28 protein-coding genes and 4 pseudogenes are annotated in these 23,969 nt (G+C 65.2%); 11 read left to right on the top strand and 21 right to left on the bottom strand.

Annotated elements, in window-relative coordinates:
- Window positions 1–301 (top strand): hypothetical protein (locus MFF61_RS30890; RefSeq protein ID WP_238241515.1); only part of this gene is annotated, 301 nt, incomplete at its 5' end.
- 156 nt (window positions 302–457) lie between these two features.
- Here MFF61_RS30890 and MFF61_RS30885 read toward each other — a convergent pair.
- The 10 genes and pseudogenes from MFF61_RS30885 to MFF61_RS30840 all read right to left on the bottom strand — a co-directional run.
- Complete coding sequence (locus MFF61_RS30885; protein ID WP_238241514.1) at window positions 458–706, bottom strand: S8 family serine peptidase; 249 nt, start codon at window positions 704–706, stop codon at window positions 458–460.
- Window positions 707–892: 186 nt separating this feature from the next.
- Entirely contained in the window at window positions 893–1,174 is a 282-nt protein-coding gene (locus MFF61_RS30880; RefSeq protein WP_238241511.1) for a hypothetical protein, read from the bottom strand.
- Between the two features lie 122 nt (window positions 1,175–1,296).
- Entirely contained in the window at window positions 1,297–1,779 is a 483-nt protein-coding gene (locus tag MFF61_RS30875) for a c-type cytochrome (protein ID WP_238241510.1), read from the bottom strand.
- Between the two features lie 313 nt (window positions 1,780–2,092).
- A complete protein-coding gene (locus tag MFF61_RS30870) occupies window positions 2,093–2,296 on the bottom strand; it encodes a hypothetical protein (protein WP_238241509.1) in 204 nt (67 codons plus the stop codon).
- Window positions 2,297–2,723: 427 nt separating this feature from the next.
- The gene (locus tag MFF61_RS30865; RefSeq protein WP_238241508.1) at window positions 2,724–2,990 is read right to left on the bottom strand and encodes a hypothetical protein; all 267 of its coding nucleotides are present in this window, start codon (window positions 2,988–2,990) and stop codon (window positions 2,724–2,726) included.
- Window positions 2,991–3,035: 45 nt separating this feature from the next.
- A complete protein-coding gene (locus MFF61_RS30860) occupies window positions 3,036–3,482 on the bottom strand; it encodes a DUF411 domain-containing protein (RefSeq protein ID WP_306423427.1) in 447 nt (148 codons plus the stop codon).
- The gene (locus MFF61_RS30855; RefSeq protein WP_238241506.1) at window positions 3,482–3,955 is read right to left on the bottom strand and encodes a FixH family protein; all 474 of its coding nucleotides are present in this window, start codon (window positions 3,953–3,955) and stop codon (window positions 3,482–3,484) included. Before MFF61_RS30855 ends, MFF61_RS30860 begins: the two co-directional genes overlap by 1 nt.
- On the bottom strand, window positions 3,952–4,257 hold the full coding sequence (locus MFF61_RS30850) for a hypothetical protein (protein WP_238241505.1): 306 nt from the start codon (window positions 4,255–4,257) through the stop codon (window positions 3,952–3,954). The genes MFF61_RS30855 and MFF61_RS30850 overlap by 4 nt, the downstream gene beginning before the upstream one ends.
- A 72-nt stretch (window positions 4,258–4,329) precedes the next feature.
- The gene (locus MFF61_RS30845; protein WP_238241504.1) at window positions 4,330–4,977 is read right to left on the bottom strand and encodes a methyltransferase family protein; all 648 of its coding nucleotides are present in this window, start codon (window positions 4,975–4,977) and stop codon (window positions 4,330–4,332) included.
- A gap of 134 nt (window positions 4,978–5,111) precedes the next feature.
- Window positions 5,112–5,225, bottom strand: a pseudogene (locus MFF61_RS30840) (NrsF family protein); the annotation flags it as partial.
- A 113-nt stretch (window positions 5,226–5,338) separates the two neighbouring features.
- Here MFF61_RS30840 and MFF61_RS30835 point away from each other — a divergent pair.
- Window positions 5,339–6,319, top strand: a pseudogene (locus tag MFF61_RS30835) (IS481 family transposase); the annotation flags it as partial.
- On the opposite strand, the gene MFF61_RS30830 reads toward MFF61_RS30835, so the two are convergent.
- From MFF61_RS30830 to MFF61_RS30805, 6 genes and pseudogenes are all read right to left on the bottom strand, one after another.
- Window positions 6,279–6,749: a DUF411 domain-containing protein gene (locus MFF61_RS30830; protein WP_238241503.1), complete on the bottom strand. Its 471-nt coding sequence runs from the start codon at window positions 6,747–6,749 to the stop codon at window positions 6,279–6,281. The pseudogene MFF61_RS30835 and the gene MFF61_RS30830 sit on opposite strands and share 41 nt — an antisense overlap.
- Before the next feature lie 19 nt (window positions 6,750–6,768).
- Window positions 6,769–7,131: pseudogene (locus tag MFF61_RS30825) on the bottom strand (efflux RND transporter permease subunit); the annotation flags it as partial.
- Between the two features lie 97 nt (window positions 7,132–7,228).
- Window positions 7,229–8,482 carry an IS701 family transposase gene (locus MFF61_RS30820; protein WP_238241502.1) on the bottom strand — a complete coding sequence of 418 codons (1,254 nt, stop codon included), beginning with the start codon at window positions 8,480–8,482 and terminating at the stop codon, window positions 7,229–7,231.
- Window positions 8,483–8,556: 74 nt separating this feature from the next.
- Complete coding sequence (locus MFF61_RS30815) at window positions 8,557–8,799, bottom strand: hypothetical protein (RefSeq protein WP_238241501.1); 243 nt, start codon at window positions 8,797–8,799, stop codon at window positions 8,557–8,559.
- A gap of 274 nt (window positions 8,800–9,073) precedes the next feature.
- Window positions 9,074–9,880, bottom strand: a complete 807-nt coding sequence (locus tag MFF61_RS30810) for a copper resistance protein B (RefSeq protein WP_238241500.1) — start codon at window positions 9,878–9,880, stop codon at window positions 9,074–9,076.
- A gap of 13 nt (window positions 9,881–9,893) precedes the next feature.
- Window positions 9,894–11,957 (bottom strand): copper resistance system multicopper oxidase, encoded by a 2,064-nt coding sequence (locus MFF61_RS30805; protein ID WP_238241499.1) that lies wholly within the window; start codon window positions 11,955–11,957, stop codon window positions 9,894–9,896.
- Window positions 11,958–12,405: 448 nt separating this feature from the next.
- Here MFF61_RS30805 and MFF61_RS30800 point away from each other — a divergent pair, with 448 nt between their 5' ends.
- From MFF61_RS30800 to MFF61_RS30790, 3 genes are all read left to right on the top strand, one after another.
- Window positions 12,406–12,792: a copper-binding protein gene (locus tag MFF61_RS30800; protein ID WP_238241498.1), complete on the top strand. Its 387-nt coding sequence runs from the start codon at window positions 12,406–12,408 to the stop codon at window positions 12,790–12,792.
- Window positions 12,793–13,019: 227 nt separating this feature from the next.
- On the top strand, window positions 13,020–13,400 hold the full coding sequence (locus MFF61_RS30795) for a copper-binding protein (RefSeq protein ID WP_238241497.1): 381 nt from the start codon (window positions 13,020–13,022) through the stop codon (window positions 13,398–13,400).
- Window positions 13,401–13,430: 30 nt separating this feature from the next.
- Window positions 13,431–13,889, top strand: coding sequence for a DUF1622 domain-containing protein (locus tag MFF61_RS30790; protein WP_238241496.1), 459 nt, complete (start codon window positions 13,431–13,433; stop codon window positions 13,887–13,889).
- Here MFF61_RS30790 and MFF61_RS30785 read toward each other — a convergent pair.
- Window positions 13,851–14,534, bottom strand: a complete 684-nt coding sequence (locus MFF61_RS30785; protein ID WP_238241495.1) for a Crp/Fnr family transcriptional regulator — start codon at window positions 14,532–14,534, stop codon at window positions 13,851–13,853. The genes MFF61_RS30790 and MFF61_RS30785 overlap by 39 nt on opposite strands.
- A gap of 19 nt (window positions 14,535–14,553) precedes the next feature.
- Window positions 14,554–14,685: pseudogene (locus MFF61_RS30780) on the bottom strand (transposase); the annotation flags it as partial.
- A gap of 1,140 nt (window positions 14,686–15,825) precedes the next feature.
- Here MFF61_RS30780 and MFF61_RS30770 point away from each other — a divergent pair.
- Window positions 15,826–16,116 (top strand): DUF1622 domain-containing protein, encoded by a 291-nt coding sequence (locus MFF61_RS30770; RefSeq protein ID WP_238241494.1) that lies wholly within the window; start codon window positions 15,826–15,828, stop codon window positions 16,114–16,116.
- Window positions 16,117–16,209: 93 nt separating this feature from the next.
- On the opposite strand, the gene MFF61_RS30765 is transcribed toward MFF61_RS30770, so the two are convergent.
- Window positions 16,210–16,932, bottom strand: a complete 723-nt coding sequence (locus MFF61_RS30765; protein ID WP_238241493.1) for a Crp/Fnr family transcriptional regulator — start codon at window positions 16,930–16,932, stop codon at window positions 16,210–16,212.
- Window positions 16,933–17,248: 316 nt separating this feature from the next.
- Here MFF61_RS30765 and MFF61_RS30760 point away from each other — a divergent pair, with 316 nt between their 5' ends.
- The 4 genes from MFF61_RS30760 to MFF61_RS30745 all read left to right on the top strand — a co-directional run bounded on the left by MFF61_RS30760 (window position 17,249) and on the right by MFF61_RS30745 (window position 21,398).
- Window positions 17,249–17,863 (top strand): Spy/CpxP family protein refolding chaperone, encoded by a 615-nt coding sequence (locus MFF61_RS30760; RefSeq protein WP_238241492.1) that lies wholly within the window; start codon window positions 17,249–17,251, stop codon window positions 17,861–17,863.
- A 91-nt stretch (window positions 17,864–17,954) separates the two neighbouring features.
- Window positions 17,955–19,886, top strand: a complete 1,932-nt coding sequence (locus MFF61_RS30755) for a 2Fe-2S iron-sulfur cluster-binding protein (RefSeq protein WP_306423426.1) — start codon at window positions 17,955–17,957, stop codon at window positions 19,884–19,886.
- 4 nt (window positions 19,887–19,890) lie between these two features.
- Window positions 19,891–20,628: a hypothetical protein gene (locus tag MFF61_RS30750; RefSeq protein ID WP_238241491.1), complete on the top strand. Its 738-nt coding sequence runs from the start codon at window positions 19,891–19,893 to the stop codon at window positions 20,626–20,628.
- A complete protein-coding gene (locus MFF61_RS30745) occupies window positions 20,625–21,398 on the top strand; it encodes a class III cytochrome C family protein (RefSeq protein WP_238241490.1) in 774 nt (257 codons plus the stop codon). The genes MFF61_RS30750 and MFF61_RS30745 overlap by 4 nt, the downstream gene beginning before the upstream one ends.
- A 289-nt stretch (window positions 21,399–21,687) precedes the next feature.
- Here the strand turns inward: MFF61_RS30745 and MFF61_RS30740 are convergent, their stop codons facing one another.
- Window positions 21,688–22,350 (bottom strand): methyltransferase family protein, encoded by a 663-nt coding sequence (locus MFF61_RS30740; RefSeq protein ID WP_238241489.1) that lies wholly within the window; start codon window positions 22,348–22,350, stop codon window positions 21,688–21,690.
- A gap of 126 nt (window positions 22,351–22,476) precedes the next feature.
- Between MFF61_RS30740 and MFF61_RS30735 the strand changes: the two genes are divergently transcribed.
- Window positions 22,477–22,773 (top strand): hypothetical protein, encoded by a 297-nt coding sequence (locus MFF61_RS30735; protein ID WP_238241488.1) that lies wholly within the window; start codon window positions 22,477–22,479, stop codon window positions 22,771–22,773.
- 365 nt (window positions 22,774–23,138) lie between these two features.
- Here MFF61_RS30735 and MFF61_RS30730 read toward each other — a convergent pair.
- Window positions 23,139–23,969: HAD-IC family P-type ATPase (locus tag MFF61_RS30730; RefSeq protein WP_238241487.1), on the bottom strand; the 831-nt coding region annotated here is incomplete at its 5' end.

Below are 23,969 nucleotides of genomic sequence, written 5' to 3'. Positions count from 1 at the left end.
CGCGCCAGTCGCCGACTCTACTGACCGCCACGCTGCCAGGATGGTCGAGGAAGACCAGGAGTTGGTCGCGGGCTCGGCCGATCTTCTTGCAGAGCGCGGGTCAGATCGCACTTCAGTTCATCTTCGAGCAGCTGTAACGCGCCAGAAATGTGGTCCTGATCAATGTGCGAGATGTAGATGTAGTCGATTCTCGAACATGCTCGTGCATGCTCGCAGCCATGCCACCGTCGCAGAGGATGCGAGCGCCGTCCTTCGCATCGAGCAGCAGGCAGTCGCCTTTCGCGGACTGAAAGATGTTTAGCTTCACGGAAAAGCTCCTTCAGACTTCGACGCTCTGGTTGAACGTGCGCGCCTCCTGAACCGCGGCGGTTGGGTCGATCACACCGAACCCGGCGTCATTGCGCCAATCATAGGAGGCGCCAGGCAGCGGACGCGCAGTGCGCTGGAGAATGCCCGATCACTGCGCCGACGTGAGATCTTTGTTGGCTGAGAGCATCAAGCCGACGACGTCAGCGACGTAAGGACTTGCCATGCTGGTGCCGGTTTTGCCGATCCAGGCCTTGTCGTCTTCGCTGAAGCTATTGGCGGCGATGATGTCGGCCCCGGGGGCGGCGATGTCGGGCTTCAAGCGGTCGTCACGCGTCGGGACTTGGCTGCTGAAAATGTTGATCCGCTGTCGCGCATCGTCGAAATTGGCGACGGCGATGAGTCGTCGGGGAGGAGTTGGCGCAGCGAGCCGGTAATGAAGAGCTCGCCCTGATCGCGTTCCTTGTGGCCGAGCATGCGCAGCTCTCCGGCAGCCTCGGCGAAGTGAATCAGGCCGCAGCATCACTCGCCATCGCAGCCGAGGCTTTATCAACAGCCCCAGACCTCAGGTATGGTGGGCGGTGGATCAATGGCACATCCCTCCCATCATCCCGCCGGGCTTGACCTCGCCGAAGCGGGGCGGAAGGGACTTCAGGTAGACCGCCATCGCGGTGCGGTCGGCCTCTGAGCGCCGGGACGTGTTCCGCACCACCTCGCGCATGGGGCCGCCGACGTGCATGACCCGCATTCCGCGGCCGGCCAGCAGGCCGGTGATGTCCCCGACGCTCCACCGGCCGATGCCGGTTTGGATGTCGGGCGTGATGTTCGGGACCTCGTAGCCCTCCAGGCGCTCGCGCGTGCCCGACATCGTGCGGCCCCGGTCCACGGCTCCGAGGAGATTGCGCGGCGCGTGGCAATCGGCGCAGTGCGCGACCGCATTCACGAGGTACCGACCCCGGTTCCATTCCGGGGGCCTGCCCGGCTCCGGCTTCAAGGGACCCTGGTCCAGGAAGAGGACCTTCCAGGGGCCATTGCGAGCCGTAGGCTGTAGGGAAAGCCGAGCTCGTGAGGACGGTTCGGCTGGGACACCGGGGGTACCGAGCCGAGATAGGCCCAGAGGTCCTCGATGTCGCTGTCCGACATCCCCGTGTAGGAGGTGTAGGGGGAGACCGGATAGTAGTGGGTGTTGCTTGGCGAGGCGCCGCGGCGCAGCGTGCGCTTGAAGTCGCCGAAAGTCCATCCTCCGATCCCGTGGATGGGATCCGGGGTGATGTTGGGCGAGAAGAACACGCCGAAGGGAGTTGGCAGCGCCCGTCCGCCGGCGAGCTGATGGGCGCTGCCGCTCCCGGGTATGGTGTGGCAACTGGCGCAGTTGGCAGCCGTCGGGAGGTAAGCGCCGCGCTGGACCACCGCCGGGTCCGGCGGCTGTGCGGACTGCTTGGCCTGTGCATGGGCTGACAGGGTGCCGACCACGACGAGTGCGGCGGCACCGGGCAACCGCCACGCCGAGCGGATCCAGGGTCCGCCCGTGCCGGACGCCCCGACATGCCCCGGAAGGGTCAGGCCAACGCCACCTTCGATCCAGGGGGAGCCGCGGGTCCGGATAGGCCCGGAAGCGCGTCGCGCGCGTCCGCAGGAGCTCGATGCCGCGCGACCGATGCGGGCCGGTCGAGCCATCGAGGGCGCGCAAAGGTGGGCTCCATCGGCGTGCGCTCCTTCGGAAGACGTGTTGAGGGCCGGTTCCCGCTCGAAGAAACCGGCGGGGATCGTCCGGCCCCGGCGGGCGTCAGGGCCGCTTCTGCTTGTCGGATCCGCCGCCCATCATCATCATTGCGCCGACCATCAGCAGGCACGGGAGCAGGAACAACAGAAACGTCCAGCTTCCGACCTGGGTGACGCTCGTCAGCCCTCCCCCTCCGCCGAAGAGCAGCGCACCGATGACGACGCCGACCAGGACGGCCAACATCATGGACATCGACCCGCCGCCCATGCCGCAGCTCATGCCGCCGCGGGAGCGGGCTGGCGGAACAGGCGACGGTGGAGTCGGGCCCGGCCCTTCGTTCCGCCCAGGAGCGAGCTCCGGCCGGTCGCCAGGATGGTGAGCACTCATCCTGAACTCCTTGGTTCGCGGACGCGCCCTCTGGAACGACATGCCCCGCCGGCTCCGGCGTCCTCCCGGCATGTCCAAAAGGCCTCGACCGGCGGAGGTCAGGCCGGCCGAGGCAAGAGAGCGGGGCTGGCTGCTGGGCCAGCCCCGCGCGGAGACCTCTCGGGAAGCCTCCGTCGCGACCCGGCGGGGGGTGCCGGGCGGCGAACTCGTCTGCGGGTGCAACAAGAACGTGCAGCACTTCTGTGCCCGCTGTTCCTGGATCTCAGCCTGCCGCCGAACCAGACGGTTCAGACAGGCCTCAAGGACCTCAGCCGCGATTGTCCGGGGAGGGCTGGCCGGGTCCGCCCTGGTTCTGCCGGTCCTTCGTGGTCTGCATCATCTTGTTGCAGTTCTCCATCATCTTCAACATCTCCTGCATCATCGGCATGTTGCCGCCCTGCATCATGCCACCCATCATACCCTTGTCCGAGTTGGTGGACGGGGACGTGGCAGTCTCGGCCGAGACGCCGGCGATGCCGGCAACAAGGGCCGCGCCGAGTACGGCGGCGGGCGCGAGCTTCGAGATCTTCGACATGGGTTCTCCTGTCGTCGGTGGGTTTCGGGTGGTTCCGCCCTCGCGCTACTCGCGCGCGAAGACCTTCGGGTCGCCGTCCCTGATCCCGTAGACCGTGAACGGCTCCGTCTTCTCACCGTCCATGCCGGGCGAGCCTGGGGGCATGCCGGGCAGCGAGATGCCCTTAATGGCCGGGCGCACCGCCAGCACCGCCTCGCCCTGCTTGGCTCGTTTCCCGACGAATTCGAAGGCGTAGTCCTTGAACGCGGCCGGCGCACCCGCCACTTCGGGCTGCGTCCCCCCGCGCGGCAGCCAGCCGGTCAGGGCGGCCGGAAGGTGGCCGGAGATCGCGCTTGGGACCGTCCAGGTCCCGCGCCCGAGCCCGTAGCCGAAACCGAGGGCGGCCACGAGCATGATGACGAAGAGAAGGATACCCACGATCCACGTGATCCGACCGCCGGAGGGGGCGGTCTCGAATTCCTCGAAGTCACGGAACGGCGTGTTCTGATGCATCACGGCACTGCCTGCAGGACGAGCCTGCGCTGGATCGGGTTCGGAAGCCCTGGGATCTTGGCCGCGAGCGTGAGCGCCCAAGCCCCCTCCATCGAGAGGTCAGTCTCGAAACGGTAGTAGCCGGGCATCGTATCGGCCTGGAGCTCCAGCGGAGCCGTCATCGCGGCCATCCCGTCAGGCGACATGTCGATGCGGCTGATGAACAGGACCGCATCCGGAACCACCTTGCCGGTCCGCTCGTCGACGAGCCGGACCAGGATGGTCGTGCCGTAACCCTGTTTCACCTCGCGCTCGACGAGCTCGAAGGCGTAAGGGTCCGAAGAGCCGCGGCTGAAGGACGACGCAAGGGCGACGCCGGTGCCCACGAGAAGCAGAACCACGGCGAGAGCGCGCAAAAATTGGAGGTGCCGCCGCGCGGGGGCGGCCGCGGCGCGCGCTTCGGCCAGCGGAGGCGTGCGAGCAGGGACGCTCAAAACTCAGGCCCACCTGCAGTGCCGCCGAGGTTTTGCTGAGCCGGCAGGCGCTCCGGGAATCGGGCGTTGCCGCGTGTGCTGCTGCGGAAGTCTCGTCCCTGCAGGTCGCGCAGGCCACGCGTGCGGTTCAGGCTGCCTGCGAGGCTTCCGGTCGTCTCCGGATCACGCAAGGCGGGAGCGGGATACGGGGCGTGGAGGCGCGGGCCAGTCCGCGACTGCCAGGTGGGCGCGGCCGATGCCGTGCCGACGGAGGCCAGCGTTGCGAGAGCGATACCGATGAGGGGCTTCATGATCTTGTCCACCGTTCTCCGAGGGAGCGCCATGGCTTCGGCGCCATTGCTCATGAGTTCGGGAGGCAAAATCTTTTCGTTACATCAGGAGGTGCGGGATGCCCGGCGCCTTCCCGTCAGCGCCGGAATGAACATCGGCACGCGCTGCCGATAGGCCGCGTAGCGGTCTCCGAACTCGGCGAGGAGGCGCTTCTCCTCACGTCGGGCGAGACCGACATAAAGCCAGACGATCACCGGCGACAGTAGCAGCGTCGGAATGGTCGGCCAGTGAATAAGCTGACCGAGGACAGCCAAGAACAGGCCGCTGTACTGCGGGTGGCGCATGCGAGCGTAGATTCCATCGGTGAGCAGGCGCCCGCAGGCGCGCAGGACAGCTCGCCAGCCTTTGGCAATCAGGATCAGACCTGTGATGACGAGCGCGTAGCCGGTGGCCATCTCGACCAGTGCGCCCGCAGGACCGTACCCCAGGAGCGTCGCCCAGAGATGTCCGCTGTCATGAACAAGCGGGATTGGGACATGCAGGAAGCTGGTCAGGACGTAGATGGTCAGGGGAAACTCGTACATCTCCGTATAGAGCGCGATGATGAACGCCTGGACGGCGCCGACTCCAGCCCAGCCGCGCCAGGACTGGGGCGCAAGGAAATGGTACAGGGCCCAAGAGGCGATCACGATGGCGATGAGGGCGAGCGGCCAGAGTTCGCTCCAGTGCCATTCTTGCAAAGGCGTCTTCATCGCACTCAGCCGAACTTACAAGAGTGAAATCATGACGCACTCACGCCCGTGAACTCCGTAGCGGCAGCAGGCGTACAATCTTGATCCGGCACCCTGCCGAACGTACCGAGGGGCAACCTCTTCCAACAGGCGGCCTACCAGCGCAGCAGCTGCGGTCCGAGGAGCGCACCAGCAAGGGAGCAGAGGGCGATGGTTCCCCCATGCCAGAGCGCGATGAACGGAATGCTGTCGTCCATGCAGTGGAGTGCGGAGCCTGCTGTTTGGTTGCGGAACGTTGCTGGGATCAGGCCCGTTGGGCGATTGAGGAGCATGCCTGGCGCTTCGAGCCGGACCGGCGCTCCTCAGCCAGGAGGGCGCGCTGATGCTCGCAATCCATCTCAATGCCCGCACCACCCCAGCCGTGCGCGCCGAGATCGCCCGCTCAGTCGAGCCGTCCGGCGTGCTGGCCAAGCGCTACGGCGTCTCCGCCGAGACCATCCGCAAATGGCGCAAACGCGGGCCCGACGACTGCCAGGACCGTTCCGCCCGACCTCACAAGCTGCCTTGGAAAGCCAGCGATGAGGAGCGCGCCATCGTCTGCGCGCTCCGCCGCGCCACCGGCTTCCCGCTCGACGATCTCACCTTCATCGTCTGTCGCTTCCTGCCCCACCTGAACCGGGATGCCGTCTACCGCATCCTCAAGGCCGAGGGCCTCAACCGCCTCCCGCCCGCTGATCGCTCCCGCAAGCCGCACAGCGCCTTCAAGGACTACGAGGTCGGCTTCGTGCATATGGACGTGAAGCACCTGCCCAAGCTGCAGGATCGCGACCGTCTCACGCGCAAACGTTACCTGTATGTCGCGATCGATCGTGCCTCACAGTACGTGCACCTGGCCGTCAAAGATGATGAGACCGCTGCTTCAGCCGTGGCTTTCCTGGAGGAGGCGCTCGCGGCCTTACCCTTCCGGGTCACGCACCTGCTGACCGACCGTGGCTCCTGCTTCACCGCGGATGGCTTCGAGGCGGCCTGCCGGCAGCACAAGATCGCGCATCGCACCACGCGGCCCTATACGCCGCGCACCAACGGGATGGTGGAGCGCTTCAACGGACGTGTGCAACGTGAGGTGCTGGGCATTACGATCTACAGTCATCGTGATCTTGAAATAGTGCTGGCCGGCTTCAACGCGGCCTATAACGGTCGCCGTCAGCGCGTCCTGAAGGGGCGATCACCAGACACAATCCTGCGTGAGCGGCTGAAGGCGAAGCCGGAGCTGGCCAAGCCCGTCACCAAGCCGCCTGATCCGGACGCGCTCCCCGCAGCGCTCAAGGTTGTCGCAGACGCCAAGGAGGTCTCGCATCCAGACACGGCCCGAACAGCACGACGTCGTAGGTTTCCGGCTCCATGCCCTCGACCTCCATGCCGGGCGAGCCGACCGGCATGCCCGGCACGGCCAGCCCGGTGCCCTTGGGCTTCTCCGCCAGCATCCGCTTGATCACCCCAGCCGGGACGTGCCCCTCGACCACGTAGCCGTCGACCTGGGCTGTGTGGCAGGAGGCGAGATCGCGGGGCACCCCGAGACGGATCTTGAGCGGGTTCACCGGCGCCTCGACGACCGTCGCCGCGAAGCCGGCCTCGCGCAGGTGCGTGACCCACCTCTCGCAGCAGCCGCAGCTCGGGTCCTTGGTCACCGCCACCGTGGGCAACCGCTCCGCCAGGGCGGCACGTCCGAACGCCAGCCCTGCAGTTATTCCCGCGAGCACGGCTCGCCGGGGGGGCATCGCATCGCTCCGCATCATCATCTCCCGTTCGCTCTCACTCGGCTGCCTCCGGCAGCCGCATCGCGTCTTCTTTTGCCGTGTAACGGACCGCGCCGGCCGGGGGCAGCTCGTGCCCGTTCACCAGGGCATAGATCGCCGGGATCACCATCAAGGTGAGCACGGTCGACGACACCATTCCGCCGATCATCGGCACCGCGATGCGCTGCATGACCTCCGACCCCGCCCCGGTACTCCAGAGGATGGGCAGCAGGCTCGCCATGATCGCCACCACCCTCATCATCTTGGGGCGCACACGCTCGACCGCGCCGATCAGAATCGCTTGGCGCAAGTCCTCCCGGGTCAGTGGCTGCTCAGCCTTGCTCCGCACGGCCTGGATCTCGGCCAGGGCATGGTCGAGCTAGCATTACAGTTGCATGCGCCGTTTCAGATGTGCTTCTCGGGCTGCAGCTTGATGAGCGCGTCTCCAGGCTGACCATGCAATGACGACAGCGGGCTCAATGCGCCGCTGGGCCAGCTGCATCGCCACGCGCCGGATCTCCTGGACCGACCAGGGCACCGGCGAGCGTGGCGATGAGCGCGGTTTTTGGGGGCGCGCCGTTCGCCAATCGGCGGACCCGCGTCAGCAGCGCAAAGGCCAGCATCACCAGCGAGACGTGCCGGTGCCAGCCATGCCAGGAGCGGCTCTCGTTGTGGGCCAAGCCGAGTTCCGTCTTGGCGGTCTCAAACGCATCCTCGATCGCCCAGCGGCGGCCCTCCACCGCCACCAGCCTCGTGACGGGCGTGCCGGCTGGGCACCACGTCGTGAAGTAAGCCAGAGCCCCGTCCGACAGGCTGCGTCGCACCAGCAATCCGCGCGTCCATTCGCTCTCATCGAGGGCCGGATCCACGGCGCTGGCCGGCAGGGTGGCCAGAGGCAGGTAGGCCCAGTCGAACAGGCGCGCCCCCTTCGTGCCCGCCCCAGCTGACAGGCGGATCCAGTCCGTCTCCAAGAGACCCTTGGCGATGTCCTCGGCCGTGCCGGCAATGGGGCGCTCCGTGATCCAGGACCAGAAGCTGTGCTGGCCGGTGACGCCCAGCACGTAGCCTTTGGAGGCGCGCCGCAGCACCATCTCGATCTCGCCCACCCCGTAGATGCTGTCTGCCGCTACCCAGGCGAACGGCACCCCCGCGGCGATCGCGCGCTGGATCATCGCCATCGCCAGCTGTGGCTTGGTCGCGAAGGCGATCTCGTCGGGAACATGCGCGGCCCGCCTGCGGGCCGGATTACCGCTCCAAGCTTTGGGCAGATACAGCTGACGATCGATGAAGGCGTGACCCTGATCCGAGACATAGGCCGCGAACACGCCGATCTGACAGTTCGTGATCTTGCCGGCCGAGCCGGTATACTGGCGATGCACGCCGCACGAGGCTTTCCCCTGCTTGAGAAAGCCGGTCTCGTCGAGCACCAGGGTCGCATCTGATGAGGCGAGCGTCTCGATCGCGAGGTCTCGCACGACATCGCGCAGGGCGTCCGCGTCCCAGTGACTGCGGCCCAGGATCGCCTGCTGGCGCCAGGGGCCGGGATCCCCAGCTGCTTCCGCGCGCATCCAGCCGGTCTTGCGCCGCTCGCCCCCGAGTAACCCGTCCAGGAAGGCATTGGCCGAGGCGGCGACACTGGGAGCGGCAAACAGCGGTCGCATGCGCTGCTTGGCCTCGCGCAGCGACGTCGACCAGAGTTCCAACGTGGTCTCCAGCGAGACTGAGGGCATCGGGCTCTCCGTCCGAAACCCTTCAGATAGGCGCATCAACATGCAACTGTAATGCTAGAGCTCGCAATCGTGGTCTACTGGATACACACCCGCGTTCTCGCCAGCGCTCGCCAAGGCCGGATAGAACCGGTGGCACCGAAAAAGTCACCGGATTTAAAGCGAGGATCGATACGAAATCGTTCAACAGACTGGTTGGGACGGTCGAGTGCCTGGTAGCGCTGGAGAAAACCAATCCCGCTCTCGCCCGCGCTCGCACTCAAAGGAGCAGCACCTGCTAAGAGGGCTCCGGCGATCAAAGTACTGAAGAGGCGTGACATCTCGAGCCTCCTGCTGGTACGCTCCACGCGTAGATGGTGCTGCGCGCAAATCGTTTTACCAAGCTTCTCAGTCCCCTATGATATGACACACCTCCAACGAAGCCTTGATCCAAATCAACTGCATTGCCCGTACATGTTCGTTAGACGGTGAACAGGCCCATGGCCAATCTTGCGCATTGCGGTAAAACGCATCGCCCCGGGTCTAATCTTAACTCGTAAACGCAGAAGACCTTATCGCCGCATAATTTGAATTCATTAAACATTTAAAGCGTGATCAAAACAGTAGGCGAAGGCCGCCCAGTAAGTACAACCGAGAAGTTTGTTCGCCATCCCGTTTTGCGATGGCGGCTGTCTCGCCCACCTTTCGCTCCCACGAGACGCCGACATACGGCGCAAACTCGCGCGTGAACTCGTACCGGAGGCGCGCGCTCAGCTCAAAATCTGTGAAACCGCGTCCCGTCGATAGCTCGGGCACCCGCTGCGCGGAGACGTTTATGTCGAAGCGGGGCTGCAAGACAAAGCGGTTCGTGAGCAGCACGTCGTAGAAGGCGTTCAGGCGGCCGGACACCTCGCCCTTCTGGCTGATGAAGGCCTGCGTGTCGAGCTCGAAGAGGCCAGGGGCAAGGCCTTCGACACCGATCACGGCGTAAGTTCGTGAAATCGGCTCGATGGTCTGCCGCACGCCGATCTGAAAGTCGAAGAAGTAGCTGATCAGGCGCGAGTACAGAACCTGGAACTCAGCGCTCTCCCAACGGGGCGTCCTGCCGAACGCGGAGCGGCCCGCTCCGCCGTTGTTGAAGCCCTCGGTCTTGACGAAGATCTTATCGTAGTCCGTTCCGACCCAGGCCTCCGCGTCCCACTCATAACCGTGGCGGCCGGATTGCGGCTTCACTTCCAGCTTGTCGAAGCGGACGTTGTAGTAGATTTGCTGATCGGGAAATCCGCCCTGAGCAATAGGCTGAAAAGCCGAGAACGACGGTGTGGATGCCATCGGCACCTCCTGGGAGGCGGCAGGCTGCGACACGAGGCCGGGTATCAACACCGCGGCTCCGAACAGGCCAGCAAGTCGAAGAACGCGCATTGTCCGCTCCTTCCTAATGCTGTGCCGCAGCTTGGCGCTGAACGATGATCTTGCGCATCATGCCGGCTTCCATGTGGTAGAGCTGGTGGCAGTGGAATGCCCAGGGCCCCTCCGCATCGGCCGGCACGTCGACGTCGAGCGTCGCACCGGGATTGATGTTGACCGTGTGCTTCATCGGGTTGCGCGCGCCAGCGCCCACATCCGGCAGAAACCATGTCCCGTGAATGTGCATCGGGTGGGGCATCATGGTTTCGTTGATAAACCGGAAGCGGACCCGCTCGCCGAGCCTGAGAACGATGGGCTGGGCTTCGCTGAACTTCCGGCCGTTGATCGACCAGAAGTAGCGCTGCATGTTGCCGGTCAGGCGCATCTCGATGATGCGGTCGTACTTCTTGTACGGGTAAGGCTTGAGCGCCTTCAGGTCGCGGTATGATAAAACTCGCGTGCCGGGCGGTGCGCCCGTTCGGTTCACCAGGGCATCGGGTGCGCTGTGGCCGAGCATGGGCCCCTCGTTCGGCATGTCCTCACCCCCATGCAGCGCATAGGCTTGGTGACCCTGCTGTAGACCTCCCGTTGCTGCCGCAAGAACCCCGGTCGGTGGAGTAGTGCTGGTAGACGTCATGCCCGGGCGGAGACCCGGCATGCTGCCATGCTCCATGCTCGGCATCTGGACCCAAGCGGGGTTCTGCTCGACAGGGGCGCGACTCATGCGCTGCATGGCGCCGTGATCCATCCGAGGCATGGCCGGCGTTTTGACCGGCTTCCTGGTCCTTCTCGCGCCATTTGCCATGCGGCTGTGGTTCATGCCCGACGCGCCGTCCGGCGGCATGGACCCGCCGACCTGCATGCCGGCCATAGCGTTATGCCCAGCCTGCTGACCTCCTGCTTCGCCCATGCCGTTCATCGAGGCCATGGGCATTTCCGGGGCGACATGACCCGGCATGTCTTCCTCAGGTCGTGGCGTGCCCCGGTCGTTCCCCTTAGGACCGAAATTCATGCCCATCTCGGACATCGAGACGAGCGGGCGAAGGCGGTGGGGCGGCAATGCCCCAACCATTCCCTCTCGCGGTGCCAGGGTTGCGCGGGCAAAGCCGGTCCGGTCGATTGGCTCGGCGACGATAGTGTAAGCGCGTTCCTCGGCCGGCTGAACGATGACGTCATACGTTTCGGCGTTGCCGAACCGGAACTCGTCAACGCGTATGGGCTGGACGTTGTTGCCGTCGGCTTGGACGACCGTCATCTTGAGGCCTGGAATACGAACGTCGAAATAGGTCATCGCGGACGCGTTGATGAAGCGCAGGCGGACCCGTTCGCCCGGTCGGAAGAGAGCCGTGAAGTTGCGCTCGGGGGATTGCCCGTTCACCAGATAGGTGAGCCCCCCGATATCTGCGATGTCGGTCGGGTCCATGCGCATCATGTCCCAGTTGACCCGATCCTCAACGACAGCCCGTCGCGCATCGGCATCCGGCGCTCTGGTCAGCTCGTCGATTAGACTGGCCATGGTGCGCCGGTTTAGATTGTACCAGCTGCTGTCGGCTTTCAGGTTCTTAAGGATCCGACTCGGATCCTCGTCGGTCCAGTCCGACAGCATAATCACGTAATCGCGGTCATACCGGAACGGCTCGCGCTCGCGGGGCTCGATGATCAGGGGCGCGTAGATCCCGAGTTGTTCCTGCTCGCCGGACGAGTGACTGTGGAACCAGTAAGTTCCCGATTGCCTCACCTTAAACCGGTAGGTGAACGTCTGACCCGGCGGGATGCCATTGCCGTAACCCGGGGAAATGCCCGGCACACCATCCATCTCGGGTGGAACGATTAGACCGTGCCAATGGATCGACGCGCTCTCGCCGAGACGGTTAGTAACGTTGATAACGGCATCCTCGCCTTCCTTGAGCCGCAGCGTGGGCCCAGGCAGCTGGCCGTTTATCAGCATGCCAGCCCGCTCGCGGCCGGTGACGTTTACTGTCCGGCGTTCGAGCACGAAATCGTAAGTAGCCGCCGCGGCCAGCTGCGGGAAACTGGCAGCAACGAGGAGAGATGCGGGTCGTAACAGCCTGAATAGCCCCAATAACTTCATGCTCCCGCCTCCGTCTGGTCGCGGCCTGCGGCACAAGGTGCCACAGTCCCGTTGGAGCGCCTCTCAGCCCGGCAGCCTCCACCAGATCCGGCGAGGGCAGCATTGATCGAAATCAGACAGGCGGCCCCGATCAACGCTCGGCTCAAGCCTCGAGTTGTTTTCTCGGAATTTGTGACCAGAACAACACAGGGCTACGCGGAGGTTATGTATGCAGCTGCGATTTCGTGCTCGGTGCAACAAACTGTGCAGCCACGGCTCGCGAGTTGCCGCCCTATCTTGATATGGAGCCGCACGGTTTGCTGGCGGTAGCGAAGCCGCTTGCGAAGCATGCGAAAACTGCTCCTGCTATGCCTCAGACAGGGCTTCAAATTGGCCTATCGCGCTTGATCCAAATCAAGGAGGTGGAAATCGAGCTTGGTATGCAAAGGGCGTTATGAAGGAGCTCGTCATGAACCATTCCAAACGCAAGCTCATGTTCGCATTGGCTGGCGGGATGCTGATGCTGGGATCCACGAGCGGTTTCGCTCAGACCCAGCTCGCCTACATGAACAGCGTCGATTGGCTCCGGCAGATGGAACAGCTGCGACCGAAGCAGAAGGATCCCAGCGAGCGACCCTGGATTTCCTCTGAGGTCAAGAACGTCGACCTCTCGGGAAATCAACTCACTATTGCGCACGGCGCCATTCCGAGCATAAACATGCCAGCCATGACTATGACGTTCCCGGTCCAGGACACGGCTCACCTGAGGATGCTTAAGCCGGGTGATCAGGTCCAGTTTCAAGCCGCTGAGATTGGCGGCACGGTCAAGATCGTCAACGTCAGGATGCAGCACTGACGAGAACGCCCCCCTCGGGGAGCTCGACGCTTGAGCAAGCCCTGATGATCCGGTGAGGCGGGCGCAATCTCTCCCGGCAAACACTCGGGCTCTGTTAGCTTCCTGCCTGCGGGAGCAGTCCTGTGCGACCGCGGGCATGGGGGCCGAGCGAGCGCCGTGATCAACGACAATCGCCGTCAACAGGCTCTCTCCTCCAGCAGAGCCTGATCGGACGCGGAGGAGGCATGATGAGAAAGTTGCTGCTATCCTTGGCGTTGCTGAGCCTGGCTGTTGCCTGCGGCGAGGCAAGCGCGACCGACGCCTCGATCGACGGCTTCGAGTGGCTCTCGCGCATGGAGCGCCTGCAGGCCGAGCGCGGTGATCCGGCCCGCCACGTTCATTTCGACGCCCGGGTTGAGTCGGTCGACCCGGGCTCGGGTAGCGTGACCATGGTGCATCCCGAGATGCGCAGCGGTGACGGCTCAATCGTGATGCCCCGTATGCACATGACCTTCCACGCCATCTCGTTCGCGAAGCTGCGCGGGATCGCGGCCGGGGATCCGGTCCACGCGGTCATCGGGCGGCACAAGGGGGCCATCATGGTCACGCAGATCCGCAAGCTGCGGTAGGTTGCGTCCACCGGTGGAGCGGGTCTGCCCATGGAAGACGCCTTTCCTCTGACCCGCCTCATGACGGTCGGCATGGAAGCGGCCGGTGTCCTCACGATCGGCGCCAGTTCCGTGCTCTCCCTGCTCATCGCCGTCCGGGGCGCACGCCGTGCCTCGGGATGGTCGGGCGCCTACGGGTTGTACCGGGCGTCTTTCGGCCGGGGCATCCTGCTCGGGCTGGAGTTCCTGGTCGCGGCGGACATCATCCGCACAGTCGCCGTCACGCCAACCGTGCAGAGCGTCACCGTGCTCGCCCTGATCATCCTGATCCGCACCTTCCTCAGCATCTCGCTCAAGGCCGAGATCGAGGGCGCATGGCCCTGGCAGCGCATCCAGCCACAATCACAGCAACAGCCCCAGCCGACATCTTCCGAAGACAGCCCCTCTTGCAGCGGCCCGGACGGCAGCCCGTCATGTTCCCCCGTCGGCAATGGTCACCAGCGCCGGTAGGTCAACCCGGAGCAGGTGACGGTCGAAGAAATTGACCACTTTACGTTGGCGCAGATCGGCGAACGCGCGACTCACCGTCTCGGGGGTGAGACCCACGTAGTCGGCGATGTCGGTGCGTGGCATGGGAACCGGCACGACGTCACCGAGACCGAGGTGTCGGTGCAGCATCCGGAGGAACCCGGCCAGTTTCTGGCGAGGGGTCTTCCTGCCCAGCAGGACCACGTGCTCCATGGCTTGGCCGAGGTTCGACCTCATCGCCGTGGCGACTTGCCTCGCCAAGTGCGGGTTGCACTTGCTCAGCCCCTGCCGCCGTCCGGCATCGAATTCCAGCAACGCAGCATGGGACACTGCCTCGGCGGTCAACTCGCGCTCCCCCCGGCTGAGGCCGAAGTAGTCTCTCGGGAAGGCGAACCGGACAACCTGCCGACGCCCTTCCACGTCGACGAGAACGACGCGGGCCACACCTTCCATGACGCGGAAGCACCGGCGTTCCGTGGTCCCGCCTGTCGAGATGATCGCGTCCGCCGCCGCGACGCGGCGGTCGCCCTGCCGCTGAAGGAATCTCTGGGTCTCCTCCTCGTCCCGCAGGTCGCAAGGCAGGTTCTCCTCCCGCCATCCCCGCGTGTCCGAGCAGAGGCAGCCCACCGCCTCGGGCAGCGCATCTGCGCAGGATCCAGAGCATGCCGTTGAGCACTTGACCGAAATTTTCCGCAGGCCGCCCGATGTGCGGCTTGTACGGAGGTAGCAGCGGGGCGAACTGCTCCCACTGCGCGTCAGTCAGTTCAAAGCGTCGCATTCCGCCCACATGGGCCTCTATCCCGCCGATGGGAACCCCTTTTCAGAGACGCCCTAGATGCAGGCGGCGCCGACACCGGATCGGGCCACGCTGTATGACCTACAGAGACCTCACCGAGCTGTTTGAACGCATTTTCTGCATGATACTACATTGAATGATTGCGCTTACCACTGTGCTTCATTTTCATATTGCCAGGTTTCGCCTTTCCCATGCTCTTGCGTGGGCTCGCTGCTGCGGCAGTCGTGCCTGCAGATCCGCGTGGCGGCATGACCATACTCGGATCCTCAGCTTTCGAGGATCCCATCCGCCGGCCCATGCCCCCGGCGGGGCCACCAGCCTGCGAGCCGGAGTCGTTGTACGGTGAACCACCCTGCGCCAGAGCGGGAGCAGAGAGGAAAGCCAAGCTGGCGGCGATCAATATTGCCTTCTTCATCTTTATCTCCTTTTGAGATATCATATCCCGTGGTTGGATCTTGCTGGTCTCATGAAAAAGTGATCGGATATTGGCCAGTTGCGCCCCATATATAAATCTTCCTCTGCCCTCATGGGCGCCGATGGCCTCCCTCACAGCCAGACGCTCCTTGGCAGATGCTTTTGAGAGTGTGTTCCTTTAGCTCTCTATCGTGGTGATCAAGAAGAGGAGAGCTTCCCTCCCTTGCGTCCAGGCTTGAGCCCGGCGGCTTTCGCCTTCCCGTCGGTGCCATATACTGGGGATGGTGCGATCCAGGTGCCGTTCGCCTAACGACATCGTCGCTTGCCGAGAATGGTGCGGAGTTGGCCTGGGCCAAAGCTGAGATAGCGGTCAGGCTGACCCCGACGAGAACGGGCCCGATCACCGCTCCCAACCTCGTTGCCGATTTGGAGTGCTGTCTGCGCCTCGATGTATGCACAGCTTCAGCCAAGATGCATGCCCCATGGTGAACAAGGTTATCAGGACCGGATTTGGTGATTGAACCGGCCTCTTCTCAGCCGGCGGCAATCAGATCCGGGTGTGGCCCGCTGGGGAGGCGTGCGGCAATTGCACACGCACACTCCAAACTTCATCTCAGCATCCAATCAATACCGCTGAGAGCAGCTCTGCATTGATTTCAATCAAGCGCTCGAACGAAACCTAGCATTGCATTTTCTCCTACCCGCCTCATGACCGCCGGCATGGAAGGGCTCGGTCTCCCCACGACTGGCGCGATCTCCGTGCTCTCCCTGCTCATTGCCAGCAGGGGAGCTCGCAGTGACCTCGGATGGTCGGCCAGCTACGAACCGTACTGGGCGTCTTTCGGAAGGCGCATCCTGTTCGGGCTGGAAGTCCTGGTGGCCACGGAAGTTATCCGGAGGGCCGCCGTCACCCCCACCGTGCAGAGCATCAGCGTTCTTGCCCGCATTATGCTGGTTTGCCCCTTCCTCGGCATCTCGCTCAAGGCCGGGATCAAGTGAGCGCGGCCCTAGCAGCGCCTCCAGCCAAGGCCGACATCTCCTGACGTTGACGACAACCTCTCTTGCACAGGCTTGGTCCCGGACGGCAGGCCGTCATGCTCCCCCGTCGGCAATCATCACCAGCGCCGGTAGGTCAACCCGGAGCAGGTGGCGGTCGATGTGATCGACCACTTTACGTTGGCGCAGGTCGGCGAATGCGCGGCTCACCGTCTCGGGGGTGAGACCCACGTAGTCGGCGATGTCGGTGCGTGGCATGGGAACCGGCACGACGTCACCAAGGCCGAGCTGCCGGTGCAGCATCCGAAGGAACCCAGCCAGCCTCTGGCGAGGGGTCTTCCTGCCCAGGAGAACCACATGCTCCATGGCTTGGCCGAGATTTGACCTCATCGCTGTCGCCAATTGCCTCGCCAGGTGCGGGTTGCAGTCGCTCAGCCTCTGCAGCCGTCCGGCATCGAATTCCAGTAACACGGCGTGAGACGCCGCCTCGGCGACCAGCTCGCGCTCTGACCGAGAGAGGCCGAAGTAGTCGCCCGGGAAGGCGAAGCGGGTAACTTGCCGGCGCCCATCCACATCGATCAGAACAAGCCGCGCCACCCCCTCCATGACGCGGAAGCATCGGCGTTCGCTGACCCCACCCTTCGAGATGACCGCGTCTGCCGCGACGACGCGGCGGCCAGCCTGCCGCAGAAGGAACCTTTGGGTCTCCTCCTCGTCCCGCAGGTCGCAAGGCAGGTCCTCGTCTCGCCGTCCGCGCGGGTCCGAGCAGAGGCAGCCCACCGCATCGGGCAGCGCATCCGTGTCAGAGGAGCGGGGCATCGCACCGTCACCAATTCGTTTGCTGCACTACAGAACCGTCCGACCGAGGATGAGGGCAGCGCGTGCGAATAGGCATTGAGGCAAATCAAGTCGCTTCGCTCTGTCCGCCCATTCGAGCCGGTACTGCGAGCCATGCCGCGCGCTCGCGTGATTTGGATCAATGCCACCGGCGGCTGCGCTGACGATAACGCCCGTCGAGCGAACGGCCGCGACAGGCACGATCCACTCATCGTTTGGGAGCAGTTCAATGCAATCATCCCGCCTTCTCTGCGCAGCGTCTGCGCTGGTGGTCGTCAGCCTTCTGTCTGGCCCGTCCATGGCGACGCCCGCGGCCGGACGCACCGACCGCATCATCGTCGCCGAGGACGACATGATGGGCATGCAGTCTTCCGGCGGCATGGGGCAGGGCGGGTCCCAGGCCGGCCAGACTGGCGGCATGGGGATGGGCTGCTGCGGCATGGGCGGCATGCAGCAGGGCTCGATGGGACGATCCAACATGCAACAGGGCCGGGGATCCGGGTCCGGCGGCATGGGTATGGGTATGATGGGCGATGATATGCGCCGCATGCAGCAGAACCAAGCCATGCCGGGCATGGGCTCGAACGGCGTCGACATGATGGACCGCATCGACGGGCGCATCGCATTCCTGCGTACCGAGCTGCGGATCACTGATGCTCAAACCGGCGCGTGGAACCAATTTGCCGAAGCCCTGCGTTCCGGCCGCCAGCACCTGCTCGAAGCGCGCCAGCAGCTCACGGCCCCTGCATCCACTCCATCCGCCCGTCTCGACCAGTACGAACGCCACCTGACAGCACGGCTTGAGGCGATCCGCGCCGCGCGCACCGCCTTCTCCAACCTCTACGCTGCTCTCGACGAGCACCAGAAGCACGTCGCCGATGAGCTCGTCGTGCCCTTCCTAGCAACGTTCTGAGTTCTCGCTGCCCAGTTCTCACGACCCTGCCGTTCGAGCGGTAAAGCTGAAGCTATGAGCGGGGATTGCTGTCCATGCCGCAGAGGACATCATGCCTCCGTTGAGTGGAAGGTGGCGGTTCGCGTGGATCGCAGGCGCTGCCCTCATCGCCCTGGGCACGGCCGTCGGCATGGCCCCTGTTCACGCCCAGTCGGACGGGGGCCATGCCGGTCACCATCCCTCCTCGCCTGCCACTCCACCGGTCGAAGGCGCACCAGCCGCCCGCGACGGCATGGGTGGCATGATGGAGGGGATGCACGGGGCCCCCCGAAAGCAGTTCTACCCTACCCTGATGACGATGCCGGCCCTAACGCCAACCGAGCGCGAAGCCGCGGCACGGGAAGCTCATAGCCGGATGGGATCCGGCCTGCCCCTGCTCGTGGGCGGGGCCGACGGGGCGATGCGGGCGTTCTCGGCCGGCGACGCGGTTGGCATGCGAGACGCCGCCGGACAGATGAGGCAGGGCCTATCCCTGTTTGAGAGCGGACTGTCCTCCCACCTCGCCCTAAGTGCAGGCGATCCGCCCCAAACAGTGGCGCTCGCTTGGTTCAGAAGCCAGATGAGTCTGCCGATGCCAGAGGCCGCGGCGGGCCAAGGCGCCATGAGCCTGACGACCTTCTCGCCCGGGCACATCGCCCTGATGGTCGGCTTGGCCCTGTCCGCAGCGACTCTGCTCGCTCTGCAATTCATGCGGATGCGGCGCGTCCAATCAATCCTGAGGCGAACGGGGCCGCCGGTGCCGGCCAGCCTGCCTGCACAGGTCGGGCAGCAAGCCCCTGCAGCTGTTTTCCCAGCACCGGCGCCCGCCCCCTCCCCGGCTCCCAGTGGGGCTCCGTCGGCCGACACGGTCGTACCTCCGCGACAATCCCCCCCACGCCGCGCTTGGTCCGGCGAGCTCAAGGTAGCGCAGGTCGTTCGAGAGACTCCCTCGATCAAAACGTTCCGGCTCGTCGAACCGTCCGGTGCGGCCCTGCCATTCGAGTACATGCCCGGGCAGTTCATGAACGTGCAGGTCGAACCGACGCCCGGTGATGTCCTCCGGCGCGCCTACACCATCGCGTCCTCACCGACCCGGCAGGCCTACGCGGAACTCTCGATTAAGCGCGAGGCCCAGGGCAAGGTCTCGCAGTTCCTGCATGACCGCGTGAAAGTCGGAGACCTGCTTAAGGTCAGCGCCCCCTACGGGGCCTTCACCTTCACGGGGCTGGGCGAGGACAGCATCGTCCTCGTCGGCGGAGGGGTTGGCATCACGCCGCTGATGTCGGTGCTGCGCTACCTGACCGACCGCGCCTGGCCCGGCGAGGTGTATTTCGTCTACAGCGCGCGCAGTACCGCGGAGTTCGTGTTCCGCGACGAGCTCGCCTATCTGCAACGGCGCCACCCCAACCTGCACGTGCTCGCGACCATGACGCGCAGCGAAGGTACGGACTGGATGGGCCCGGAAGGGCAGATCACGAAGGAGCTCCTCCAGGCAGCCGTTCCGGAGCTGCCACACCGTCGCATCCACCTCTGCGGTCCGCCGCCGATGATGGCCGCCATGAAGGAGGCGCTCTCGGAATTGGGCGTCCCGCCGGACAAGATCCACACAGAGGCCTTCGGCCCCGCGTCCCTTCCGGCGGACAAGCTCCCGCCGGCGCCCCCGACGCGAGCTGAGGCCGCGCGGTTCGGCGGTGCAACGCCTCCGGTCGTCGCGCCTGTGGAGGCGGTGGTCGCCCCCGCCGCGAACACGGTGATCTTCTCCCGGTCGGGCAAGTCGGCCCCCCTGCCTGCGGACAGGACGGTTTTGGAGGCGGCGGAGAGCGTGGGTGTCGAGATCCCATGGTCTTGCCGCGTGGGCATCTGCGGGACTTGCAAGGTGAAGCTGCTGCAGGGAGCGGTATCGATGGAGGTGGAGGACGGGTTGCCAGCGGAGGACAAGGCCGCCGGGTTGATCCTGGCGTGCCAAGCCAAGTCGACCGGCGCCAACCTGCAGGTGGAGGCGTGAGCCGATGCAGGAGCGCAGCGCCGTCGCGGTGGGATCCCTGGCCGCACTTCTTCTCCTTCTGCCGCTCGGCTACCTCTTCCACGTATCTCCGCGGTTCCCCGGCAGCCTGACGGGTAGTCTCTTCGGGATCGCAGGTGCCCTGCTGATGCTGTTCCCGCTTCTCTACGTCGTCGTGAAGCGCATCCCGGCCATCAAGTCGCGGGTAACTCGGCAGGTCTCGATGAGGACGTTGCTCGCCCTCCACGTCTACGCCGGCGTGCTCGGCCCCATCCTCGGGCTGATTCATGCGGCCCACAAGTTCCGCAGCCCGCTCGGCGTCTCTCTTACCGGAATGCTACTGGTTGTCGTCGTGACGGGGTACGTCGGGCGCTACCTTCTGTCCCGCATCACGAAAGCGGTCCAGGGCGAGCGCGCCGACCTTGCCTCCCTCGCGGCCGCCTTTGAGCGTGTCTCGTCGGCGGGAGTGCCCGCCGCTCCCGGACTTGGCGGGCCGGCCGCTTGGCTGAGACGCGTGTTCTTCGCGCCGGAGGAGATTCCGGTCTCAGCCGGGAAGCGGGAGGGCTTGATTGAGCTGGCGGATGCCATGGCGGACGTTGAGTCCGCGATCCGCAGCGAGGAGGTGACGCGCGATCTCTTCGACCGCTGGCTCCCGCTGCACATCCTGGTAGCCATCCTCCTCTACGGGCTGCTCACCCTGCATGTCTGGTCGGGGCTCTACTACGGGCTACGCTGGCTGCAATGACCCGCACGACCGCCCTCTACGTGCTGACGGGATTGGCAGCCGTTCTGGCGGGCCTCGTGGTGCCCTACCTGGTGCACCGGACCGGCGGCACCTCTGTACCCGGCTGGCAGGGCCTCGTGATGCCGGGTGCGCTCACGGACAAGCATCGGTTCATCACCCAGCGGTGCGAGACCTGCCACACGCCGCACATCGGGGTAGAGGCGAGGAACTGTATCGCCTGTCACGCCAACTCACCTGCCATTCTGTCGAAACAGTCCACCAGTTTCCACGCCAGCATCGGCACGTGCAGCGGCTGCCATGTGGAGCATGAGGGCCGCGCGAAGCTGACGGAGATGCAGCACTCGGCGCTCGCGGCGGCAGGCTTCGAGCGTGGGGCGGACGCCGCAATGGCGAGAAGTGCGAGTGAACAACTGCTGCGGTTAGCCGAGGGGCTCGGGATCCTGCCGGACCATCGCGGCGACGCTACGCACCTGGTCTGTGCGACCTGCCATTCCAACAGGGACCCGCATCGCGGCCTGTTCGGGGAAGGCTGCGGCTCCTGCCACGGGGTGACGTCCTGGACGGTCAACGGGTTCCGGCATCCCTCACCGGGATCCACCGACTGCGCGCAGTGCCACCAAGCGCCGCCGAGCCATTACATGATGCACTTCGAGATGGTGTCCGAGAAGGTCGCCGGGCAGGAGCATGTGCGGGTTGAGCAGTGTTACCGCTGCCACCAAACGGATGCATGGAACAACATCAGGGGGGTCGGCTGGTACAAGCATCACTGACCGAGCGCGCCGAGCGCACCAGTGGTGCTGTCGCGGTTGGGCTTGAGGACGGGGGCCTGCTTCGGGTGGAGAGGCCCTATCCCCGGTTGGGCTCACTGCACGTGTCGGCCGAGCCCCCTGGACCGATGCACGGCAGGCCATATCGCCAAGCCGGGACCGACGACGTTCTTCCGGAGCCCTCGCCCCGTTGCCGCGTGTCGTTCCATTCCCCGTCAGCCATCGTCATGGTAGCGGCGGTGCAGGCGTGCAGGGGCGTGGTCTAGGGGGAAAGCTCCTCAGCAGGAAAGGATCACGCCGGGGCCGCCGGGCGCCTGGCCAGGGCAGCCCAGCGCGGCACAAAGGCGGGGACGCGGGCCATGTAGGCCCGGTAGGTCTCGCCGAACTGCGCCAGAGCCTCGCGCTCCTCGCTGCGGGCCAGGCGCACGTACATGACCACCAGCAGGGGGAACATCGCCAGCGTCAGTAGGGTCGGCCACTGAACCAGGAACCCGAGCAGCACCAGCACGAAGCCGACGTACTGAGGATGGCGCACACAAGCGTAGGCCCCTGTGGTGGCGAGTTGACCGGCGCGCTGGGCCGCATAGAGGGTCTTCCAGGCCGCGGCGGTGAGCCAGAACCCAGCTCCGATCAGCACATAGCTGAGCACGTGGAAGGGGCCGAAGTGCGGGTTGGTCTTCCAGCCGAAGATCATCTCCAGCAGGTGGCCGGCGTCATGCGAGAACCAATCGACACCGGGAAAGCGCGACTGCAGCCAGCCGGACAGCACGTAGATGGTCAGCGGGAACCCGTACATTTCGGCGAACAGCGCAGCCAGGAAGGCGCTGAACGCGCCAAAGGAGCGCCAGTCGCGCGGGGTCTTCGGCTTGGCGAAGCTGAACGCGAAGGCGATGAACACCGCGGCGTTGACCAGCACATAGCCCCATAGGCCGTAGGCGGACGAAGTGTCGTGCATGGGCGGGCGCTCCGGTCACCCCTGCACCATGCCGGCCGCCGACACCAGCGGCCTTGAGGCAGATCAATCCGCGAACGGGCCGTCAGGCGCACGATCAGCGGCAGAATACAGAACCGGGAGGCCTCCATGGCCACGCTGACTTCGGACCGTCCATCCGCCGGCACGGGGCTGAACACACCTCTCAACCTCATCGCTACGGGCTGCGGCCTGACCAGCGCGCTGGTCGGGCTGTTTGTCGTTTGCTTCGCTCTGTCGTTCGTCTGGCCGGTGGGCGGTGGCTCACATGCCTGGATCCGGCTGTTTGCCACGAACCCCGACAACGTGCTGCGCACGCTACTCGAGGGCATTCTCGGCAGTGCCGCGGCGGCGTGGCTCACGGCCATGCTGTTCGTGCCGGTCTACAACCGGCTGGCCGACCGCTGAGCCTTCGCGCATCAGGCAGCCCGGCTATCAGCTGAGGCGTGTCTGAGACTTGTGGAGAAACAGCTTCCACTCCAGGCTCACAGTCCTGTTGCTCTCGACGGTCTACAAGCGGCCGGTAGACCGCTGCCGGCCGGGAGAGCTTGGGCGCGAGCGACGCGGAGATGAACAGGTAAGCCTCGTCCAGGCACGCCGCAGCCGATCGGTCACCTGGGTTCCTGCCACCGCGGGCGAGAGTTTCGAGGGCCTGGAGCAAGTGTTCGGCCGCGCCAAGTTCTCCCTCCTGGCACGCCTGCTGCAGGACAGCCAGAACCTCAAGCACGCCATGGTGAGTTCGCCAAAGCATCAGCGGCCTACGAGGGACGGGATCAGAGGGTGGTGGTTCGCAGGCGCAGGGCGTTGCCGATCACGCTGACTGACGAGAGCGCCATCGCCGCAGCGGCGATGATCGGTGAAAGCAAGATGCCGAGGGACGGGTAGAGCACCCCGGCCGCCACTGGTACGCCGGCCGCGTTGTAGATGAACGCGAAAAACAGGTTCTGGCGGATGTTGCTCATGGTGGCGCGCGACAGCCGCCGGGCACGCACGATCCCGTTCAGGTCGCCCTTGAGTAGCGTAATACCGGCGCTCTCGATCGCGACGTCCGTGCCGCTGCCCATGGCGATGCCGACGTCCGCCGCAGCCAGCGCCGGGGCGTCGTTGACGCCATCGCCGGCCATCGCGACCACCTGGCCCTGCGCCTGGTGGGCTTTGACCACCGCGCTCTTCTGGTCGGGCAGGACCTCGGCCTCGACCTCATCGATGCCGAGTGCGCGCGCCACCGCCTGAGCCGTGGTGCGATTGTCGCCGGTCAGCATGACCACGCGAATGCCTTCGGCACGCAGGGCCTGCAGGGCTTCAGGCGTGGTGGCCTTGATCGGATCGGCGATCGCGATGGCGCCAGCCACCCGGTCATCCACGCTCATGAAAATCGCCGTGGCGCCGTCCTGGCGCAGGCGGTCCGCCTGCTGGTCGAGCGCCGCCGTCGGGATCCCGGCCTCGCCCAGGAATTTCGCATTGCCGAGGCGGATCCTGTGGCCCTCGACGGTGCCCAAGGCACCGCGGCCGGTCGGGCTATCGAAGTCACTGACCGACGCCAAGGCGAGGCCCTGCTTTTCAGCCGCGGCGACGATCGCCACCGCCAGCGAGCATCCGCTGGC

This window comes from Methylobacterium isbiliense, assembly GCF_022179325.1.
Classification (GTDB): Bacteria; Pseudomonadota; Alphaproteobacteria; order Rhizobiales; family Beijerinckiaceae; genus Methylobacterium; species Methylobacterium isbiliense.
The sequence above is the reverse complement of the archived record's forward strand: the minus strand, read 5'-3'. Positions and strand labels throughout refer to the sequence as shown.

Excerpts from the sequence above, each read along its gene's own strand:
- MFF61_RS30790 (WP_238241496.1), top strand. The coding sequence starts at position 13,431 with ATGGAAGACGCCTTTCCTCTGACCCGCCTCATGACGGTCGGCATGGAA.
- MFF61_RS30795 (WP_238241497.1), top strand. The coding sequence starts at position 13,020 with ATGAGAAAGTTGCTGCTATCCTTGGCGTTGCTGAGCCTGGCTGTTGCC.
- MFF61_RS30860 (WP_306423427.1), bottom strand. The coding sequence starts at position 3,482 with ATGCATCAGAACACGCCGTTCCGTGACTTCGAGGAATTCGAGACCGCC.
- MFF61_RS30765 (WP_238241493.1), bottom strand. The coding sequence starts at position 16,932 with ATGCCCCGCTCCTCTGACACGGATGCGCTGCCCGATGCGGTGGGCTGC.
- MFF61_RS30870 (WP_238241509.1), bottom strand. The coding sequence starts at position 2,296 with ATGGGCGGCGGGTCGATGTCCATGATGTTGGCCGTCCTGGTCGGCGTC.
- MFF61_RS30740 (WP_238241489.1), bottom strand. The coding sequence starts at position 22,350 with ATGCACGACACTTCGTCCGCCTACGGCCTATGGGGCTATGTGCTGGTC.
- MFF61_RS30755 (WP_306423426.1), top strand. The coding sequence starts at position 17,955 with ATGCCTCCGTTGAGTGGAAGGTGGCGGTTCGCGTGGATCGCAGGCGCT.
- MFF61_RS30830 (WP_238241503.1), bottom strand. The coding sequence starts at position 6,749 with ATGCGGAGCGATGCGATGCCCCCCCGGCGAGCCGTGCTCGCGGGAATA.
- MFF61_RS30760 (WP_238241492.1), top strand. The coding sequence starts at position 17,249 with ATGGCGACGCCCGCGGCCGGACGCACCGACCGCATCATCGTCGCCGAG.
- MFF61_RS30845 (WP_238241504.1), bottom strand. The coding sequence starts at position 4,977 with ATGAAGACGCCTTTGCAAGAATGGCACTGGAGCGAACTCTGGCCGCTC.
- MFF61_RS30815 (WP_238241501.1), bottom strand. The coding sequence starts at position 8,799 with ATGTCACGCCTCTTCAGTACTTTGATCGCCGGAGCCCTCTTAGCAGGT.
- MFF61_RS30820 (WP_238241502.1), bottom strand. The coding sequence starts at position 8,482 with ATGCCCTCAGTCTCGCTGGAGACCACGTTGGAACTCTGGTCGACGTCG.
- MFF61_RS30865 (WP_238241508.1), bottom strand. The coding sequence starts at position 2,990 with ATGTCGAAGATCTCGAAGCTCGCGCCCGCCGCCGTACTCGGCGCGGCC.
- MFF61_RS30805 (WP_238241499.1), bottom strand. The coding sequence starts at position 11,957 with ATGAAGTTATTGGGGCTATTCAGGCTGTTACGACCCGCATCTCTCCTC.
- MFF61_RS30770 (WP_238241494.1), top strand. The coding sequence starts at position 15,826 with ATGACCGCCGGCATGGAAGGGCTCGGTCTCCCCACGACTGGCGCGATC.
- MFF61_RS30800 (WP_238241498.1), top strand. The coding sequence starts at position 12,406 with ATGAACCATTCCAAACGCAAGCTCATGTTCGCATTGGCTGGCGGGATG.
- MFF61_RS30880 (WP_238241511.1), bottom strand. The coding sequence starts at position 1,174 with ATGTCGGGCACGCGCGAGCGCCTGGAGGGCTACGAGGTCCCGAACATC.
- MFF61_RS30750 (WP_238241491.1), top strand. The coding sequence starts at position 19,891 with ATGCAGGAGCGCAGCGCCGTCGCGGTGGGATCCCTGGCCGCACTTCTT.
- MFF61_RS30810 (WP_238241500.1), bottom strand. The coding sequence starts at position 9,880 with ATGCGCGTTCTTCGACTTGCTGGCCTGTTCGGAGCCGCGGTGTTGATA.
- MFF61_RS30745 (WP_238241490.1), top strand. The coding sequence starts at position 20,625 with ATGACCCGCACGACCGCCCTCTACGTGCTGACGGGATTGGCAGCCGTT.
- MFF61_RS30735 (WP_238241488.1), top strand. The coding sequence starts at position 22,477 with ATGGCCACGCTGACTTCGGACCGTCCATCCGCCGGCACGGGGCTGAAC.